16 protein-coding genes are annotated in these 16850 nt (G+C 68.5%); 9 read left to right on the top strand and 7 right to left on the bottom strand.

Annotation, left to right across the window (positions count from 1 at the left end; all coding sequences use genetic code 11):
* Positions 1–64: 64 nt before the first annotated feature.
* Positions 65–355 (top strand): DUF882 domain-containing protein, encoded by a 291-nt coding sequence (locus DK26_RS00820; RefSeq protein WP_066467357.1) that lies wholly within the window; start codon positions 65–67, stop codon positions 353–355.
* Between the two features lie 43 nt (positions 356–398).
* Here the strand turns inward: DK26_RS00820 and DK26_RS00815 are convergent, their stop codons facing one another.
* Entirely contained in the window at positions 399–4280 is a 3882-nt protein-coding gene (locus DK26_RS00815) for an autotransporter domain-containing protein (protein WP_184231756.1), read from the bottom strand.
* A gap of 564 nt (positions 4281–4844) precedes the next feature.
* On the opposite strand from DK26_RS00815, the gene DK26_RS00810 reads away from it, so the two are divergent.
* The 4 genes from DK26_RS00810 (at position 4845) to DK26_RS00795 (ending at position 7726) form a co-directional block, all read left to right on the top strand.
* Positions 4845–5057: a hypothetical protein gene (locus tag DK26_RS00810; protein ID WP_066467353.1), complete on the top strand. Its 213-nt coding sequence runs from the start codon at positions 4845–4847 to the stop codon at positions 5055–5057.
* Positions 5058–5218: 161 nt separating this feature from the next.
* Positions 5219–5632, top strand: coding sequence for a hypothetical protein (locus tag DK26_RS00805; RefSeq protein ID WP_066467351.1), 414 nt, complete (start codon positions 5219–5221; stop codon positions 5630–5632).
* 144 nt (positions 5633–5776) lie between these two features.
* Positions 5777–6763 carry an MBL fold metallo-hydrolase gene (locus tag DK26_RS00800; protein WP_083532877.1) on the top strand — a complete coding sequence of 329 codons (987 nt, stop codon included), beginning with the start codon at positions 5777–5779 and terminating at the stop codon, positions 6761–6763.
* A 189-nt stretch (positions 6764–6952) separates the two neighbouring features.
* Positions 6953–7726 carry an NAD kinase gene (locus DK26_RS00795; protein WP_066467349.1) on the top strand — a complete coding sequence of 258 codons (774 nt, stop codon included), beginning with the start codon at positions 6953–6955 and terminating at the stop codon, positions 7724–7726.
* Between the two features lie 128 nt (positions 7727–7854).
* Here the strand turns inward: DK26_RS00795 and DK26_RS00790 are convergent, their stop codons facing one another.
* Positions 7855–9069 carry a DUF2336 domain-containing protein gene (locus DK26_RS00790; protein WP_066467347.1) on the bottom strand — a complete coding sequence of 405 codons (1215 nt, stop codon included), beginning with the start codon at positions 9067–9069 and terminating at the stop codon, positions 7855–7857.
* Positions 9066–10199, bottom strand: coding sequence for a hypothetical protein (locus tag DK26_RS00785; RefSeq protein ID WP_083532876.1), 1134 nt, complete (start codon positions 10197–10199; stop codon positions 9066–9068). The genes DK26_RS00790 and DK26_RS00785 overlap by 4 nt, the downstream gene beginning before the upstream one ends.
* A gap of 137 nt (positions 10200–10336) precedes the next feature.
* Between DK26_RS00785 and DK26_RS00780 the strand changes: the two genes are divergently transcribed.
* Positions 10337–10831 carry a MaoC family dehydratase gene (locus DK26_RS00780; protein ID WP_066467416.1) on the top strand — a complete coding sequence of 165 codons (495 nt, stop codon included), beginning with the start codon at positions 10337–10339 and terminating at the stop codon, positions 10829–10831.
* Entirely contained in the window at positions 10831–11706 is an 876-nt protein-coding gene (locus DK26_RS00775) for a CoA ester lyase (protein WP_066467345.1), read from the top strand. Before DK26_RS00780 ends, DK26_RS00775 begins: the two co-directional genes overlap by 1 nt.
* 12 nt (positions 11707–11718) lie before the next feature.
* Here the strand turns inward: DK26_RS00775 and DK26_RS00770 are convergent, their stop codons facing one another.
* Positions 11719–13287: an MFS transporter gene (locus DK26_RS00770; RefSeq protein WP_066467343.1), complete on the bottom strand. Its 1569-nt coding sequence runs from the start codon at positions 13285–13287 to the stop codon at positions 11719–11721.
* A 128-nt stretch (positions 13288–13415) separates the two neighbouring features.
* On the opposite strand from DK26_RS00770, the gene DK26_RS00765 reads away from it, so the two are divergent.
* Entirely contained in the window at positions 13416–14321 is a 906-nt protein-coding gene (locus DK26_RS00765; protein WP_066467339.1) for a LysR family transcriptional regulator, read from the top strand.
* An 89-nt stretch (positions 14322–14410) separates the two neighbouring features.
* On the opposite strand, the gene DK26_RS00760 is transcribed toward DK26_RS00765, so the two are convergent.
* From DK26_RS00760 to DK26_RS00750, 3 genes are read right to left on the bottom strand one after another with little or no spacing between them, the layout of a single operon-like run.
* On the bottom strand, positions 14411–14599 hold the full coding sequence (locus DK26_RS00760) for a hypothetical protein (RefSeq protein ID WP_066467337.1): 189 nt from the start codon (positions 14597–14599) through the stop codon (positions 14411–14413).
* Between the two features lie 6 nt (positions 14600–14605).
* On the bottom strand, positions 14606–15211 hold the full coding sequence (locus DK26_RS00755; RefSeq protein ID WP_066467335.1) for a flavin reductase family protein: 606 nt from the start codon (positions 15209–15211) through the stop codon (positions 14606–14608).
* 8 nt (positions 15212–15219) lie between these two features.
* On the bottom strand, positions 15220–15789 hold the full coding sequence (locus DK26_RS00750; RefSeq protein WP_066467334.1) for a nitroreductase: 570 nt from the start codon (positions 15787–15789) through the stop codon (positions 15220–15222).
* 129 nt (positions 15790–15918) lie between these two features.
* Here DK26_RS00750 and DK26_RS00745 point away from each other — a divergent pair, with 129 nt between their 5' ends.
* Entirely contained in the window at positions 15919–16839 is a 921-nt protein-coding gene (locus DK26_RS00745) for a hypothetical protein (protein WP_083532875.1), read from the top strand.
* Positions 16840–16850: the final 11 nt, after the last annotated feature.

Below are 16850 nucleotides of genomic sequence, written 5' to 3'. Positions count from 1 at the left end.
CGATAAGGTCTCATTTCAACCGCAGGTCAAAGGACTAGCCTGCCTCCAGCCGGAAACCCTGGCGATGATCAAGGAGCTCGTTGCCCAGATCGGTCCGATCCAGATCACCTCGACCTGCGGCGGCCGCCATGCAAGGCGCTCCCAGCATTACCGCGGCAACGCGATCGACTTCCGCCCGCTCGCAACCTCGACCCGCAAGGCCGTCGCAGCCACCAAGGCTCTCGCGAGCACCGGCGGCGTCGGCTCCTACTCGAACGGGCTGATCCACGCCGATGTCGGCGATCGCGAAATCTCCTGGTACGGCCATAAGCGCGCCAGGAACCGGGTCGCCTACGCCGCCCGCAGCGGACGTTAGGCCCAAAGCACGACCGGCGCCTCTCGGCACCGGTCGATCACTTTCAGAACCTGACCTCGAGCCGCCCCTTGAGGGCGTGGTCCCTGGTGCGTTCGCCGATCGCTGCGGAGTAGGCGATGCCGACCGTCGTCGCCTTGCTGACGCGCCAGTCGAGGCCGGCCTCGGCGACGAGTGCGTTGCGGTCGATCTGCGCCGCGTAGACCCGGGCCGGGGTGGTGCCGGCGACGAAGCCGGTCAGCGCCTGCGGAGTGAGGTCGCCAAAGCCGTAGCGCCAGCCGACGAGGCCGCGAGCGAAGAGCGGCATGGCGCCGAGCTGCGCCTCGGCCCGCAGGCCGAGCGTGGTGAAGCCGAGCGACTGGTCCTGCGAGGCGACCCGCAGCGCCGCCGCCCCGCCCTGCTCGATCGCCGAGCCGGAGGAGACCCGCAGCAGGGCGATCTGGGCGAAGGGCTCGAGCGCGAAGCTCTGGAAGCGGAAGGCGTAGCCGAGCTCGGCGAAGGCCTGCAGCACGTCGGTATCACGCTCCGAGCGCAGCGTGTCGCCAAAGCCGCGGATCCGGACCTGGCGGGTCAGATTGGTCTCGCCGAAGGAATAGCCGACGCCGCCATCGAGCCGCCAATTGCCATGGCGCGCCCCGGCATAGATGAGGACATGGCCGCTCTCGAGCCGGCCGCTCGACAGCCGGGCATCGACGTCGAAATCCGAGCGGGTGTAGCCGCCGGCGATGCCGACCCTGAGCGAACTCAAGCCGCTGTCGTAGAGCTTCATGTCGGCGCCGACCACGGCGCCGCCGGTGCGGCGCGAGAGCGAAGCGGCATTGCCGTCGCCATCGGTGTTGGCATGGGCGCCGAACGCCTCGCCCCAGAGGGTGAAGCGCTCGTCGAGCCGCGGCGCCGGCATCACCACCGGGCCTTTGGAGCTCGGCAGATCGGCCGAGAAGCCGGCCGCGATCTCACCACCCGCAACCGGCAGCAGCGAGCCGCGCAGGCGCCCGAGCACCGCCTCGCGCACCAGCCGGCTTTCGCCGACCGCGACCGCGACGCCCTGGGCATGGGCCTCGCCCGAGAGCAGATCGAAGCCGGCCCGCGCCTCCGCCGCCGTCGCCGAGACCAGCGTGTCGTAGACGGGGTTGCCGACGCCGAGACGCTCCGCCGCATTGGCGATGTAGCCCTGGTTGCGGGTGACCGCGACGAAGGGGCGGTTGCCACCGCCATCCGGACCGAAGCCGGTGTCGTTGCGGGTCATGGTCAGCACCACATCCTGCGCGCCATGGACCAAGGTCGGCGTCAGGAAGGCGAAGTTCGACGAGACGCCGGCGAACTGACCGCTGACCCCGCCCGCGGCGGTGAGGATCGTATAGCTGGTCGCCGCCGCATAATTGCCGGCTGCGGCCAGCACCTGAACCGTGCCGCCCGACAGCGTCGCCAGCCCCGTGGCATTGATCCGGTCACCCTGGCCAGCCGCGTTGATCTCGAGTTGATAGACCGAGCCGGGCGCGAAGGCGACATTGCCGGCGACATTGAGCGTCCCGATCGAATTGCCGGGCGCCACCGTGCCGCCACCCGCGACCACGATGCCGCCGACCGTGCCGGTGCCGGCCAGGATGCCTGCGCCAACCGTCACCGCCGAATTGGCGATCGAGCCGTTCACCACCAGCGTCCCGCCAGCGATCGTCGTTGCACCGGAATAGCCGCTCGTTCCGCTGAGCGAAAAGGTCCCCGAGCCGGTCTTCGTCAGGCCGCCCGTGCCGTTGATCGCTCCCGAGAAGGTGGTGGAACTGCCATCGCCGCCCGTGCTCAGGGTGCCCGCGCCGAGCGCAACCGTGCCGCTGCCGGACAAGGAAGCAACCGTCTGGTTGAAACCCGCCAGATCGAGCACCGCACCGGATCCGACGGTGAAGGCCGAGCCGGCAGCGAAAGCGCCGACGGCCCCGGCCTGCAGCGTTCCACCCGCAACAGTCGTCGCACCGGTGTAGGTGTTGGCTCCGCCCAGCGTGAAGGTGCCCGCCCCCGCCTTGGTCAGACTGCCCGTGCCGCTTATCGCACCGGAAAAGCTGGTCGAGCTGCCGTCTGAACCGGTGGTGAGCGTGCCGGCGCCGAGCGTGACGGCACCGGCTCCGGCCAGCGATCCGATGCTCTGGTTGAGGCCCGCGAGATCGAGCACAGCCCCGGAAGCGACCGTGAAGGCCGAGGCCGCCGAGAGCGCGCCGGCCGCACCGGCCCGCAACGTCCCGCCCGCAACCGTCGTCGCGCCCGAGTAGCCGTTGGTGCCGCTCAGCGTGAAGGTGCCCGCTCCCGCCTTGGTCAGGCCGCCCGTCCCGGTGATCGCGCCCGCAAAAGTGGTGGAGCTGCCATCGGAACCGGTGGTGAGCGTGCCCGCGCCGAGCGTCACCGCCCCGGCGCCGGCGAGCGAGCCGATGCTCTGGTTGAAGCCGGCGAGATCGAGCGACGCGCCCGAAGCGACCGTGACGGCCGAGGCCGCCGAGAACGCGCCGGCAGCGCCGGCCCGCAACGTCCCGCCTGCAACCGTCGTCGCGCCGGTGTAAACATTGGCCCCGCTCAGGACCAAAGTGCCCGCCCCGGCCTTGGAAAGCGCCCCCGGCCCGGAAAGCGGCTGCGTCACGGCAAAAGCGTTGCCGGCATCGGCGATATCGAAGCCGCCGCCGGCGGTGCCGAGGACGACATTGCGCGAAAGCTGCGTCAGCGTGGTCCCGGTCACCTGCAGCACGCCGCCATTCAGCGTCAGCGCCCCCCCAGCGCCGAGATTGGCATCGGCCGCGATGCTGACGGCTCCGCCAGCGATCGTGGTCCCGCCTGCATAGGTGTTGGTCCCCGAAAGCGTCAGCGTGCCCGTGCCGGTCTTCACCAGCGAACCGCTGCCGCTGATCACGCCACTGACCAGCGTCGAGCTGTTGTTACCGCCGACCGTCAGCTCATTGGTGCCGAGCACATAGGAACCAGCGCCCGCGATCGAGCCGGCGCTCAGCCGGCCGTCATTGTTCGGCCCGGTGCTGAACGAGAAATCGGTGATCCCCCCGGAATTGGTCACCAGGGTCGCGTTTCCGCCCGTGGCGTTCTGGACGAAATTCAGACCACCATTGTTGACGATGACAGCATTTCCGGCCGTGCTGCTGTCGCGAAACGCAACGGTCTGGCCAGCATTATTTGTTATCTCAGCATTTCCAGCGGTACTATTATTGAAGAAGGTAAGAATATGTCCGTTCGTTATAGTTGCATTCCCGGCTGAACTTGATCCTTCGAACCGCAAGTCACCGGCACCAGTGACCGTGAGGGTCGCGTTCGCCGCGCTGCTGGTGTCATGGAAGATCATGAGACCGGAATTCGTGATGTTCGCAGTCCCGGCATTGCTCGAGAAATAGAAGTCCGCGTCAAATTGATTATTGATCGTCGCGTTGCCGGCCGTGCTCGAATCGACGAAGTGCATGATGTTCGAGTTCGTGATGTTCGAACTCCCGGCCGTCGCCGTGCCGCGAAAATTCAGGTTCCCGCCATTCGTGATGACCGCGTTGCCGGCACTGGCAGCAACCTGAAATTCCATGACGCTGACGCCAGCGGTGGGGTTGGCGAAGCTCTGCGTCTGGGCCGAATTGTTGACGATGCCCGCGCCGGTGAAGATCAGCCTGTTGTTGTTGGTGATCGTATAGACGTCGGCACCGGCATTGAAGGTGAAGCCGCCGAGCGTGGTGTTGCCGGCGTTGGTGAGCCCTGTCGCGGTCGACGTGCCGAAGAACCCTGTCCCGCTTGGAACCCCGACCGGGGTCCAGTTCGTGCCGGTCGACAACTCGCCGCCACCGGGAAGGGGACTACCGACCCAGGTCGCGTCCTGCGCCAGAGCACTCGTCATCGGCGCCAGGCTCAACGCCGTTCCCGCCAACAGCACGAGCCGCAGCTCCCTGCAACGAAGCATGCGATCCGATCGAGTTGAAGGCATGGGCGCTCCTCCTGACACTTACTTCTCCGACAGCGCCGGACCTTGACGCAACCGTAAAAACAGCACGCCGCGCACTTGCTTGCGCGGTGTTGCGAATAGCCCTCATGCGTAGGGTAAGGCAGCGACGTTCACCGTTCAGCTGCGCAGGATTAGGACGAGACGACCTCCGAACACCCGAGGATTATTCACGATAGTAGGACGATCGAACAACGTAACCCCCTCGTTGGAGGTAACAGCAAAAATTTACATCTTCTTAAAGCGGCGGATGGAGAGCATTCGCCGCACCGAATTGCCTCGCCGACAAGGCGGAGCGGGCATGATTTCGTTGCCGTTCCGCTCGATACCAAAAATCGCAGCGCCGATATCGTCCTGATCAGCTCTAACGGGGTAGCGGGCGCAGCATCCGGCACAAGAATGGGTACCCCGGCGCAACCGAACCCGCAGGACACACGATCTGGTGAGCCCCTCCGTCGCCGCAGGTTCGCCCGCACCGCGCGCCATCGTATAGCTCTGCCGCTCGAATCGCCCGGAGACGGATCCATGCCGAAGCTTTGCAAATTCACCTCGCCGATCGACGGCAAGCCCGTCTACGTCAATCCGGCCCAGGTCAGCGTCGTCTACACGCACAAGGGCGAGCCACCGGACACGATCATCGGCTTCGGCAAGGACTTCATGCTCGGCGTCAAGGAAAGCCTTGAAGAGACGGTCGCCATGCTCGACAAGGCAGCCGCCGACGAGACGGCAGGGAGCTAGGCTCCGGCCTCGCCGCAGAGGCCAGCCGGGCCGCCGCGCGGCCGGCGCGGCGAGCGCCGGCTTGGCGTACGGGCGCAACGGCCATAGGTTCCAGCTGAATCGGCCCGGAAATTGCTCGGCCGAAACAGCCCTGGCGCGGCAAGAACGGAGCGCTCGAAACGATGACCCCTGCCGAGCGGCGCGAGAAGCTCCTGGCTCTCGCACAGCAATGCGAAACCACCGGTCGCCCCGACCGCAATCTCGACACCGAGATCTACGAGGCGCTGGGCTTCACCGTCCGCCGCAAGCCGACGCTGCTGGCCGGGCCGCGCACGCCGCCGGGCGGCATCTACCAGCAGGGCGCGCTCTGGAAGGCGATCGGCAAGATCAGCGCCGAGATCGACGTCGCCGTCAGCGTGCTCAGGCAGAAGGCGCCCGACTGGAACTGGAGCCTGCACTCCATCGTCGCCGAGGAGCAGTCCTTCGAGGCGCTCGTCGCCGGCTCGAGCGGCCAGGGCGCGCTCGCCTCCCTCGCCCTCTGCGCCGCCCTGCTCAAGGCCTTTGCGGCGCGCGGCGGCAAGATCACGGAAAGTTGACCCTGCGCCAACCGGCGACGGTTGAAGCCTCCGCCCCTCCGGCTAGTTTGCTGCTCAGGCTGAGCCCAGCCCAGGACACGATTCCGGCTGGCGGGCAGCGCCACCGGGGGAGGCGTGCCCTCACTCACCGGTTGGAGCCCGTTCATGACCCGTTTGGACCTTTCGCGCCGCACTCTGATGGCGGGTGCCGGCGCGCTCGCAGCAGCTTCTTCCCTCGACCTGCCCTTCGGCATCGCGCCGGCCCATGCCCAAGGAGCGCCCGTGAACCAGAATCCCGGCTTCTATCGCTACAAGGTCGGCGACATCACCGTCACCGCCATCAATGACGGCTTCGCCAGGCGCCCACTCGAAGGCTTCGTCCGCAATGCCGAGCTCGCCGACGTCAAGAAGGCGATGGAGCAGGCCTATCTGCCGAGCGACGCGCTCTCGATCACCTTCACCACCCTCGCCATCCAGGCCGGCGGCAAGCTAACCCTGATCGACACCGGCAATGGCGATTCCGGCGCGCCGACCTCCGGCGCCTGGCAGAAGAATTTCCGCGCTGCCGGTTTCGACCCGAAGGATGTCTCCTCGGTCGTGTTCAGCCATTTCCACGGCGACCACATCAACGGCTTCCGGCTCAAGGACGGAACCGCCATGTTCCCCAATGCCGAGGTCATGGTCCCGGCCGCGGAATGGGCGTTCTGGATGGACGACGCCAAGATGAATGCCGCCCCGGACGCGATGAAGGGCGCCTTCGCCGGCGTGCGCCGCGTCTTCGGCCCGGTCGCCAAGGACGTGAAGCAGTTCGAGGCCGGCAAGGAGATCCTGCCGGGCATCACCGCGGTCGCCGCCCCCGGCCATACGCCCGGCCACACCGTCTTCGCGGTCGCCTCCGGCTCCGGCAAGCTGATGATCATGTCGGACACCACCAACCACCCGGCGCTGTTCGTCCGCAATCCCGACTGGTCGGCGGTCTTCGATATGGACGGCCCGCAGGCGGCCGCCACCCGCCGCAAGCTGCTCGACATGGTCTCGGCCGAGAAGATGCAGGTCGCGTTCTACCACGCGCCCTTCCCTGCCACCGGCCATATCGCCAAGGACGGCAACGGCTTCGAACTCGTCCCCGTGCAGTGGAGCAGCGCGATCTGAGGTCGCCGCGGCCTGCCACACGAACTTCCCGGCCGGGGCACTCGCCCCGGCCGTTTCTTTTCAGCGCCATGGCTCGCGATCCGCGGCTGGCCCATGCTATGGCAGGGCTCGACCGGCGGCAGGGAGGATGGCGCTAGGAATGGCACGGGTTTTCGCGCAGCGCGTGCGCTCGCCTGAAGTGTTTCCACGATGACCGAACGCAGTGGGACCATCGCCTTCGTCGCCAGCGAGACGCCGGAGGCCCAGGCCGCTCGCGCCAAGCTGGTCGAACGCTATGGCGACGCCGATCCGGCGGCGGCGGATGTCGTCGTCGCCCTTGGCGGCGACGGGCTGATGCTGCAGACGCTGCATCGCTTCATGGGCACCGCCAAGCCGATCTACGGCATGAATCGCGGCTCGGTCGGCTTCCTGATGAACGAGTTCAAGGAGCGCGGCCTGCGCAAGCGGCTCGAGGCGGCGCAGCGCAGCATCGTGCACCCGCTGGTGATGACCGCCATCGACCGCGACGGCCACAAGGTCGAGGCCCGCGCCATCAACGAGGTCTCGCTGCTCCGCCGCTCCTATCAGGCTGCGAAGCTGCGGCTTTCGGTCGATGGCCAGGTCCGGCTCGAGGAACTCGTCGCCGACGGCGTTCTGCTCGCAACGCCGGCCGGTTCGACCGCCTACAACCTCTCTGCCAACGGGCCGATCCTGCCGCTCGACGCGCCGCTTCTCGCGCTGACGCCGCTCTCGCCCTTCCGGCCGCGACGCTGGCGCGGTGCGCTGCTGCCCGATCAGGCGCAGGTGACGATCGAGGTGCTGGAGGCACAGAAGCGCCCGGTCAGCGCCGTTGCCGACCACATCCAGATCGACAACGTCGCCTCGGTCGCGATCGCGATAGACCGCTCGCTCGACCTCGTCATGCTGCACGATCCCGGACACAGCCTGGACGAGCGCATATTGCGGGAACAGTTCGGGTATTGAGGCTGCCGTCATTCCCGCGCGAAGCGAAGCGCAGCGCAGACCCGGGTGTCTCGGGAAGGCAAGGCGCAGGCCGGAGCCACTTCCGGCCTGAGATGCTCGGGCGAAGCCCGAGCATGACGCACTCTCGGCTACGCGACCTCGCGCAGGTCGCCGAGATCGAGTTCCACCAGGAACTGCGGATCGGCCTCGACCAGCAGCGCCAGAGCGGCATCGTCGGCAAGCGAATCGGCGAGCCCCCTCGCCTCCTCGCGGGCCGCTTCCGCATCGAGCCGGCGCAGCAGCGCCATCAGCGCATAGGATTCGGTGCCTTCGAGGCCATCGCAGGCGATCAGCACCTCGGCGAGCAAGGCCCGGTTGATGCCGCTCGCGCCGGAGGCGGCGGCATGGCCGCCGCGCTTCAGCGCTGCCACGACCGCGGCGAAGGCCGGCAGCAGCACGGCCGGCATCGCCGCCTTGCGATAGAGCGCCTTCAGCCCCGAGCCGTTCCTGTCCCAGAGCAACGCCCGTACGCGCGCCAGCGGCAGCTCGGACAGCGTCGCGAACGCGGCTTCCGCCAAAGCGGGCTCGCCACTCAGCAGCGAGCGCAGGATCACCCCCGGCGTCAGCCGTCCGTTCTCGCGCAAGCATTCGACGATCGCCGGCGCATCGCTGTCTTCGCCGCCGGCGGCGAGCGCCACCGCGACGCGCTCGGTCGCTTCCCGCGCGAGCCTTGCGCTGCGTTCCTCGGTCAGCCAACCGCAACCAGTGACGAAGGCGGCGAGCGCATCCGAGACCTTGGCCGCGATCGACTGGCGCAGGCCGGTCGGCAGGTCGAGTCGCGCCAGCAGCGCCTCGCGGATCGCCCCGGATTCGCCCTCGCGCTCGAAAATGCGTTCCAGCGAGAATTCCGGAATCTCGGCCGTCGGATTGGCGAGCAGCGCCAGCAGCGCCTCCTCGACACCGACCTCGGCGAGCGCCGCCGCGACGCTGACCGGCAGATGCGGCCGCTGCGCGATGGCGCGCTGGGCCAGCCCGTCGCCGACCGCCGCCGCATCGACGAGATCAGCCTCGCCGAGCACCGGCGACTGCGCCAGCAGCAGGGCGGCGATGTCGCTCTGCTCGGCGATCAGCGCGAGCACCAGGGTGCGCGGTGCGCCGGTCGCCCCGGCAAGCTCCTCGGCCAGCGCCCGCCTAACCAGCGGCGAAGGATCGTCGACCAGCGAGATCAGCGCCGTCTCGGCCTCGCGCCGGTCCTCCGGCGACATGGCCGAGCGCAGATAGGCACCGGCCAGGGCCGCGGCGCCGGCGGCACGCGCCTCGGCCGGAGCGGTACGGGCCCAGAGAAGAAAACGGCGTACGATCATCCGCGCCTGCCATGCGTCATGAAGGCGCTCAGATCGAGCGGGCCGCGGCGGGGCGAGGATGCCCGCGCCGCCTTGTCCGTCACCGTCGCGACTGCCGGCTGGCTGTCGGCGGCGAGTTCGCGTGGCCGCGCCGGCGGCAATGGCGCGCGCATCGCGATCGGCGCCGGGGAAGGAGCCTGGGCTTCGCCGGCCGCAGCCGGCTTTGCGGCGACCTCGCCCTCTGCCGCGGCGCTGCGGCGCGGAAAGTAGCGGGCGGCCGGATCGGCATCGATGGCGCGCGAGGCTTCGCCGCTGCGCGGCGTCGTCCAGAGATTGGCGACGGCCTTAGAGACCGGCGTGCGCGGCCCCTCGGTCGAGAACAGTCCGATCAGCCCCTTGGCGCGCCCCGGTGCCAGCGCGGCGGCGATCGGCACCACCGCCGGCTCGGACGCATAGGCCGTCGCGCTCGTCCCATTGGGACGGGCTTGTGCCAGCATGGCGCCGGTCGAGGCTGCGACCTGGGTGTTGGCATGGCTCGCGGCGAGCACGCCATAGACCTCCTGGACACTGCGCGCCCGGCCGCTCTTGTCGAAGAAGATCGCCTTGTTGGCCGCGGCCGCCTCCGGAAACTGGCTGGCGGCGGATCGGCCGGGATCGCTGCTCGCAGTCCGGATCAGGTCGCTGGCGCCGCGCGCGCCCAACACATGGGCGATGTAGAGCTCGCCGGCATGCGGCTGGCGGCCGAGCGCCGCGCCGAGCTGCTCGCCATTCTTCTGGGTCAGGGCACCGGCCATCACGGCAGCGACCTGCGGATCGTTGCGCAGTTGCAGGATTTTTTCGCGCATGGCGGGGTCGGCGACGGTCAGACGGCCATTCTCGCTTTCGCTGATCGCGCCGGCATAATTGGCCATGCCCTGCTTCGGGCCTTCCTGGCGCATGATCGAGAGCCAGGTCTGCTCGATAAACTGGAACAGGCCGGTCGCACTCGACGTGCGTGCCTTGGCATCCGGCTCGAGCGAGGATTCGCGTTGCGCCGTCTTCAGCAGATAGTCGAAACCGGCACCGGTCCGGTCGGCGCCCTCCTTGATGGCGCTGACGACCGGATTGGCGGGCGTTGTCTCGCGGGCGCTCGGCGTGCTGAAAAGGAACATGAAGACCACTCGGGCTGCAGCCGCCCCGGTCGGACGGAAGCACCTGAGAAGACTGGACCGATTATGGTAAGCGAACCGTTAAGGCGCCTGCCGTGAGCCGGCTGACGGACGCAGAAAAAGGCTTTGGGAGCAGGATGATGACGGAACCGAAACGACACCGGCGCGGTGGGCTCTATTTCGAGGACTTCACCGTCGGCGCCTCGATCGAGCATGGGCTGACCCGCACGGTCACGCAGATGGACAACATGTTGTTCTCCAACATGACCCTAAACCCGCAACCCCTTCATATTGATGCGCATTTCTGTGCGACAGAGACCGAGTGGGGCAAGCCGCTGATGAACTCGCTGTTCACCCTCGGCCTGATGATCGGCATCTCCGTCAACGACACCACGGTCGGCACCACCATCGGCAATCTCGGCATGACCGACGTGACCTTCCCTGCCCCGCTCTTTGAGGGCGACACGATCAACTGCGTCACCGAGATCGTCGCCAAGCGCGAGTCGCGCTCGCGGCCCGACGCCGGCATCGTCGAGTTCCACCACCGCGCCTACAAGCAGGACGGCACGCTGGTTGCCCAGTGCCGGCGCCAGGCCTTCATGAAGAAGCGGCCGGTCGACGGGGAGCTGGTCTGATGCGCTCCCTCCTGTTCGTACCCGGCGACAGCCAGAAGAAGCTGCAGAAGGGGCTGGAGAGCGGCGCGGATGCGCTGATCCTCGACCTCGAGGATTCGGTCTCGCTCGACGCCAAGCCGCAGGCGCGCGCGCTGACCCGCGAATTCCTGAACGAGGCCGGCAAGCTGGCGCGCCGGCCGCGCCTGATCGTGCGGGTCAACGCCCTGTCGACCGGGCTGACCGAGGCCGATCTCGACGCCGTCATGCCCGGCGCGCCGGACGCGATCATGCTGCCCAAGGCCGAGGGCGGCCCGGACCTCACCCATCTCGCCGCCCAGATCGCGGTGCGCGAGGCCGAATCCGATTTCGCCGACGGAGCGACCCGGATCATCGCCATCGCCACCGAGACCGGAAAGGGCATCTTCGCGCTTGGCAGCTATGCCGGCGCCAGCCACCGGCTCGCCGGCCTGACCTGGGGTGCCGAGGATCTCTCGGCCGATGTCGGGGCCGAGACCAACCGGCTGGAGAGCGGCGACTATACCGATCCCTACCGGATGGCGCGCTCACTCACTCTGTTTGCCGCCGCCGCCGCCCAGGTCGACGCCATCGACAGCGTCTTCACGGCCTTCCGCGACAGCGAGGGCCTGCGGGCCGAATGCCTCGCCGGCCGGCGCGACGGCTTCACCGGCAAGATGGCGATCCATCCCGCCCAGGTCGCCGTCATCAACGAGGTCTTCTCGCCCTCGCCCGAAGCGTTGGCGAGCGCCGAGGCGATCATCGCGCTGTTCGACGCCAATCCCGGCCTCGGCGTGATCGGCCTCGACGGCGAGATGCTCGACCGCCCCCATCTGATGCGCGCCCGCCGGCTCAAGGCGCGCGCGGACAGGCTGGGGTGATCCGGGCCGCCGTCAGCCGTCCCGCTCAGCGGAGGCGACGCAGGTCGTGACTGCGCCGCCTTCCGCCCGGAGCCGGACGCCACCGAAGATCAGCAGGCTGATCGCGGCGAGGACGCCGGCGCTGACGCCGCCATACAGCATCACCCAGCCGAAGCCGTCGACCAGTGCCGCATGCACCCCGGCGCTGGAGGGATCGTGCAGGGCCAGGACCGGATAGCCCTGCGGCAGCGCCCCGAGATTTCCGGCAGCGACCGAAGTCGCCAGCGCCTGCAGCTGCGAAGCGTCGAGCACGCCGGAGAGACCTGCAGGCAGCGACCGACGGATGCCCTCGACCAGGATCAGCCCCATCACCGGGATGTTGATCGCCAGCGCGATCAGGCGGGCGCTGATGTCGATGCCGGACGCCATCCCCGCACGGTTGCTCGGCACCGCGCCGGTTGTGGTGTTGGTCACCGCCGTATTGGTCAGGCCGAGCCCGATGCCGGCCAGCAGCGCGCCGGGCAGCACGGTCAGCCAGCCCGGCTGGGCAACCCCGCTGCCGAGCCACATCGCGATGAAGCCGGCGCCCATGGTCAGCATTCCGAGCGGAACGACCAGCTGCGGACCATGGCGGCGCAGCAGATGGTCCGAGATCACCGGCATCACCATGAAGGGCACGGTATAGGCCAGCAGCAGCAGGCCCGTCGCCTCGGCGCCGAGACCGAGCCCGCTCTGGAAGTAGATCGGCAGGTAGATGATGAAGGGCCAGTAGCTGAAGTTCATCGCGGCGCAGCCGATGATCGCGCCGCTGAAACGGCGGATCCGGAACACCGAGAAATCGAACATCGGCTGCGGCGCGCGCTTCTCAACGAGCAGGAAGGCGACGAAGCTGGCCAAAGCGAGGCCGGCAAGCCCGAGCGACAAGGGCAAGCCGAGTTCGGCGCCCTGCGTGATGACGAAGGCAAGCCCGAAGACCGCGAGGGTCAGCGTGACGATGCCGGCAAGGTCGAGCTGCTTCGCCTGCGGATCCCGCGATTCGCGGATGCCGAGCGCCGCCGGCACCAGTGCCAGCGCAGTCAGCGGCACATGGATGAGGAACACCCATTGCCAGCCGGCCAGCGCAGCGATCATGCCTCCGACTACTGGGCCGAAGCCGAGGCCGACGCCGCTGACGACGCCCCAGAGGGTGAAGGCCCTGCCGCGCTCGCGCCCGTCCGGAAACTGGTGCGAGATGATCGCGATCGCGCAGGTCAGCATCGCGCCGCCCGCCATGCCCTGCAGAAACCGGCCGGCGATCAGGATCGGCGCGTTCGGCGCCAGCCCGCAGACCAGCGATGTCAGGCCGAAGGCAGCGGTGGTCGCCATGAAGACGCGCTTGCGGCCAAAGCGGTCGGCGAGCGTCCCGGTCGCCATCAGCACCGCCGTGCAGGCGATGGTGTAGGCGTTCATGATCCATTGCAGGGCGCGGAAATCGGCCGGAAGCGTCGATTCCAGGATCGGCAGGATCACCGGAATGCTGGAAATCTCGAGGCCGAACATCAGCGAGGCAAGACAGACGCCGGCCAGCGCCGCCCTGTCTCGCGCATTGGAGGAGATCGTCATCGCAAGCACCTTTCGCGATCCGCCGCAGCGGCGGGATCGATGGAGGCACTGGGTCTAGGGGCAGTCCTGACATGACAGAAATGATTTAATTTCTCGTCTTTCAGTGACTGTGGTAATAAATCTTGATCATGGATTTTGCTCCCGAGCTTTTGCGCGCTCTCGTCGCGGTCGAGGAGGCCGGCGGCTTCACCCGCGCCGCCGAGCGCCTGCACCTGACGCAGTCGGCGGTCAGCCATCAGATCCGCCGGCTGGAGGAGCAGGTCGGCCGCCCGCTTCTCGTGCGCACGACGCGCAAGCTGGCGCTGACCGAGGATGGCGAGGATTTTCTGCGCCATGCGAGGCAGATCCTGCAGGCGCATGCGGCCTTGGCCCAGCGCTTCCAGATCTCGGCGCTCGCCGGCTCGATCCGCTTCGGCGTGCCGGAGAATTTCCTGGGCGACGAGCTGCCGCAGCTCTTGTGCCGCTTCGCCCGCGCCTTCCCGGCCGTCCGCCTCGAAGCCTCGGTCAGCGTCTGCCAGGATTTCAGCGCCAGGATCGACAATGGCGAGCTCGACCTCGCGGTCGCGATGCGCCGGGCCGGCGAGAGCGGCGGAACGGTGCTGCGGCGGCAACGCTTCGTCTGGGCCGCGTCCGATGACTTCGCGGTCCCGCCGGGGGCCTCGCTGCCGCTCGCGCTCTCCAATCCGCCCTGCCTCTGCCGCACGGTCGCGATCGAGGCCCTCGCCGATACCGGCATCGAATGGCACACCGGCTTCACCTCGGCCAATCTGCACGGCTTGCGCGCGGCGATGCTGGCCGGGCTAGGCGCCTCGATCATCGCGCATGACGAGCTGGAGCAAGGCATGAAGGTGCTCGGGCCCGATTATGGCCTGCCGCCGCTGCCGGACCTAGAATTCGCGCTGATCTGGTCGCCCGGCGGCAAGACGCCCTGCGCCCGCGAGCTCGGACGGCTGATCGGCGAAGCCGCACAAGGTCCTGGCGGCGCGACGTTGCGCCGGCTGCGGCCGGCCGCACGGGCTGGCAAGCCGGATTAAGCGCAGGCGCCAACCGATTCCGAAGATTCAGGCTTTGGCGATTGCGGCCCGGCCTCGCGGTCGTTGCCTCGCCCTGCCCCGGCAAGCCGTCACGGCGTCCTGATCTGCCGGCAGCTGCGCTGGCCCGAGGACAGGCAATCCTGCGCCTTCCCGGCCTGATGCAGCTCTCGCAGCAGCCAGAAGCCGAGGCCGAGCAGCGCCAGCACCGCGACGATGGCGAGCAGGTTGACGGTCATGCGCCAGTCAGGGTCCTGCTCGTCATCGGGCGGCGGCGTCATGCCCGCCTAGCCTCCGGGCGGCCGCGCGATTGAGAACAGCTCGGTAACCTCGGCATAGTCGGCATAGCCGCAGCGCGCGATCGGATTGGCGCCGGCGGTGTCGAAGCGGCCGTCGCGGACATAGGCCTCGTCGATGAAGACGCCGACCACCTGGCCGAGCACCATCCAGCGCGGCACCTCCTGCCCGTCGAGATCGCGCAATTGCTGCACCGAGAGCAGCTTGCATTCGAGCGCGGCCGGGCTCGCCGCGACGCGCGGCGGCTTGACGAAGCGCGACGGCGCCATTGCGAGCCCGGCATGGGCGTATTCGCTCTCCCCCCGCGGCAAGGGCGCCGAGGTCAGGTTCATCTGCTCGGCGAGCGCCCTTGTGACGAGGCTGCAGGTGAACTCGCCGGTCTCCTCGATGAAGGCCACCGCATCCTTCCGGTTCTCCGAGGAGAACATCACGATGTTGGGACGCGAGGAGATCGCGTTGAAGAAGCTGTAGGGCGAGAGATTGACCTCGCCCTTGGCGTTGAGGGCGCTGATCCAGCCGATCGGCCGGGGCGCCACGATCGCCTTGAACGGGTCGTGCTTGAGGTCATGCGGCTCGCCGCTGCTCGAATAGATCATCGCCGCGCTCACTGCCTGTAATGGCTGACGATGGCGGCAAGGTCCGGCCGCTCGCGATCGGCGGGCTTCGTGTCGGCCGTGCCGAGATGGACGAAGCCGGCGATGCGCTCGTCCGCCGCGACGCCGAAGGCGTCGAGCACGTCGCGGTCGAAGGCGAACCAGTTGGTCAGCCAGGAGCCGGCAAAGCCCATCGCCTCGGCGGCGACGAGCAGGTTGAAGCAGACCGCGCCGGCCGAGAGTTCCTGCTCCCAGAGCGGGATCTTCTCATGCTGGCGGGCGCGCGAGACCACGGCGATCACGACCGGCGCATGGGCGAGGCGCTTGGCCTCGAACGCGACCTTGTCCTCGGGCGCATCGGGATTGCGCTTGCGGAATACCTCGCCGACCAGCGCCGCGGCCTTGGCCTTGGCCTCGCCCGAGAAGACGATGAAGCGCCAGGGCACGAGCTTGCCATGGTCGGGCACCCGCGCCGCGATGGTCAGGAGTTCGGAAAGCTGGCGCTGATCCGGCCCAGGCGCGGCCAGAAATTGCGGCGGAACCGAGCGGCGGAGCTTGAGCAGGGCGAGCGTGTCGGTCATGAACGATCCAGGCAGGAGAGGATTGCAGGGCGAACGCCGCTGGCGGCCGCTCCTGAGTTAAGGTTTTGCCATGATGAGGACAAGCGAGCCTGCTCCTTCTCCGGCGCAAGGACGATGACGGCACGGCGCATGTTTCAAACCGAAGAGTTCAAACCTGGTGGCCGGCGGGCTGCCCGCAGCTGCGCGGTCGCCCTGCTGGCGGCTCTCGTCGCCCTGCCCGCGCTCGCGCAGACGCCGGCGCCTGCCCCCGGAGCGGCACAGGCTCCCGCCGCCAACAGCTTTCTCGGCACGCGCGCCGGGCAGGCAGCGCTGGCGCTGAGCGCGCAATTCTCGTCCGACCGCAAGCCGATCCGCTCCGGCCTGGTCTGGCGCGTGCTGGTCGAGACCGCGGACGGCACCCCGCCGCGCATCGTCGCCCGCTCCAACGATGCCGAGCCGGTGTTCCAGCTCGAGCCCGGCGTCTATCTGCTGCACGCCGCCTATGGCTTCGCCAGCGGCACCAAGCGCGTCACGCTCGGCCCGCAGGGATTGAGCGACAGGATCAGCATCAGCGCGGGCGCCCTCTCGCTCGCCGGCTCGATTGGCGAGACGCCGATCCCCCCGGCGCAGCTGACCTTCTCGATCTTCGTACCGCTCCAGGGCAATTCGGAAGGCCGCCTCGTCGTCAACAACGCCAAGGCCGGCGAGCTGATCCGCCTGCCCGAGGGCACCTATCACATCGTCTCGACCTATGGTGATTCCAACGCCATCCAGCGCTCCGACGTCCGGGTCGATGCCGGCAAGGTGACGCAGGCGACCCTGCATCACCGCGCCGCGATGGTGACGCTCAAGCTCGTCGCAGGACCGGGCGGCGAGGCCTTCGCCGGCACCGCCTTCAGCGTGCTCACCCCCGGCGGCGACGTCATCCGCGAGGCGATCGGCGCCTTCCCGCAGGTCATCCTGGCGGAAGGCGACTATGTGCTGATCGCCCGCCAGGAGGGGCAGGTCTTCTCACGCGAGTTCAAGGTCGAGGCCGGGCGCGACCGCGACATCGAGGTGATCGCCCGCTGATCGCGGGCTCG

Origin of the sequence: Allobosea sp. WAO (assembly GCF_001509835.1) — a bacterium.
Lineage (GTDB): Bacteria > Pseudomonadota > Alphaproteobacteria > Rhizobiales > Beijerinckiaceae > Allobosea.
The sequence above is the reverse complement of the archived record's forward strand: the minus strand, read 5'-3'. Positions and strand labels throughout refer to the sequence as shown.

Bases quoted from the DNA above. Each gene is read 5' to 3' on its own strand.
- DK26_RS00820 (WP_066467357.1), top strand. From the start codon at position 65: ATGATCAAGGAGCTCGTTGCCCAGATCGGTCCGATCCAGATCACCTCG.
- DK26_RS00800 (WP_083532877.1), top strand. From the start codon at position 5,777: ATGACCCGTTTGGACCTTTCGCGCCGCACTCTGATGGCGGGTGCCGGC.
- DK26_RS00755 (WP_066467335.1), bottom strand. From the start codon at position 15,211: ATGATCTATTCGAGCAGCGGCGAGCCGCATGACCTCAAGCACGACCCG.
- DK26_RS00815 (WP_184231756.1), bottom strand. From the start codon at position 4,280: ATGCTTCGTTGCAGGGAGCTGCGGCTCGTGCTGTTGGCGGGAACGGCG.
- DK26_RS00770 (WP_066467343.1), bottom strand. From the start codon at position 13,287: ATGACGATCTCCTCCAATGCGCGAGACAGGGCGGCGCTGGCCGGCGTC.
- DK26_RS00810 (WP_066467353.1), top strand. From the start codon at position 4,845: ATGCCGAAGCTTTGCAAATTCACCTCGCCGATCGACGGCAAGCCCGTC.
- DK26_RS00785 (WP_083532876.1), bottom strand. From the start codon at position 10,199: ATGTTCCTTTTCAGCACGCCGAGCGCCCGCGAGACAACGCCCGCCAAT.
- DK26_RS00765 (WP_066467339.1), top strand. From the start codon at position 13,416: ATGGATTTTGCTCCCGAGCTTTTGCGCGCTCTCGTCGCGGTCGAGGAG.
- DK26_RS00745 (WP_083532875.1), top strand. From the start codon at position 15,919: ATGTTTCAAACCGAAGAGTTCAAACCTGGTGGCCGGCGGGCTGCCCGC.
- DK26_RS00775 (WP_066467345.1), top strand. From the start codon at position 10,831: ATGCGCTCCCTCCTGTTCGTACCCGGCGACAGCCAGAAGAAGCTGCAG.
- DK26_RS00760 (WP_066467337.1), bottom strand. From the start codon at position 14,599: ATGACGCCGCCGCCCGATGACGAGCAGGACCCTGACTGGCGCATGACC.
- DK26_RS00750 (WP_066467334.1), bottom strand. From the start codon at position 15,789: ATGACCGACACGCTCGCCCTGCTCAAGCTCCGCCGCTCGGTTCCGCCG.
- DK26_RS00780 (WP_066467416.1), top strand. From the start codon at position 10,337: ATGACGGAACCGAAACGACACCGGCGCGGTGGGCTCTATTTCGAGGAC.
- DK26_RS00795 (WP_066467349.1), top strand. From the start codon at position 6,953: ATGACCGAACGCAGTGGGACCATCGCCTTCGTCGCCAGCGAGACGCCG.
- DK26_RS00805 (WP_066467351.1), top strand. From the start codon at position 5,219: ATGACCCCTGCCGAGCGGCGCGAGAAGCTCCTGGCTCTCGCACAGCAA.
- DK26_RS00790 (WP_066467347.1), bottom strand. From the start codon at position 9,069: ATGATCGTACGCCGTTTTCTTCTCTGGGCCCGTACCGCTCCGGCCGAG.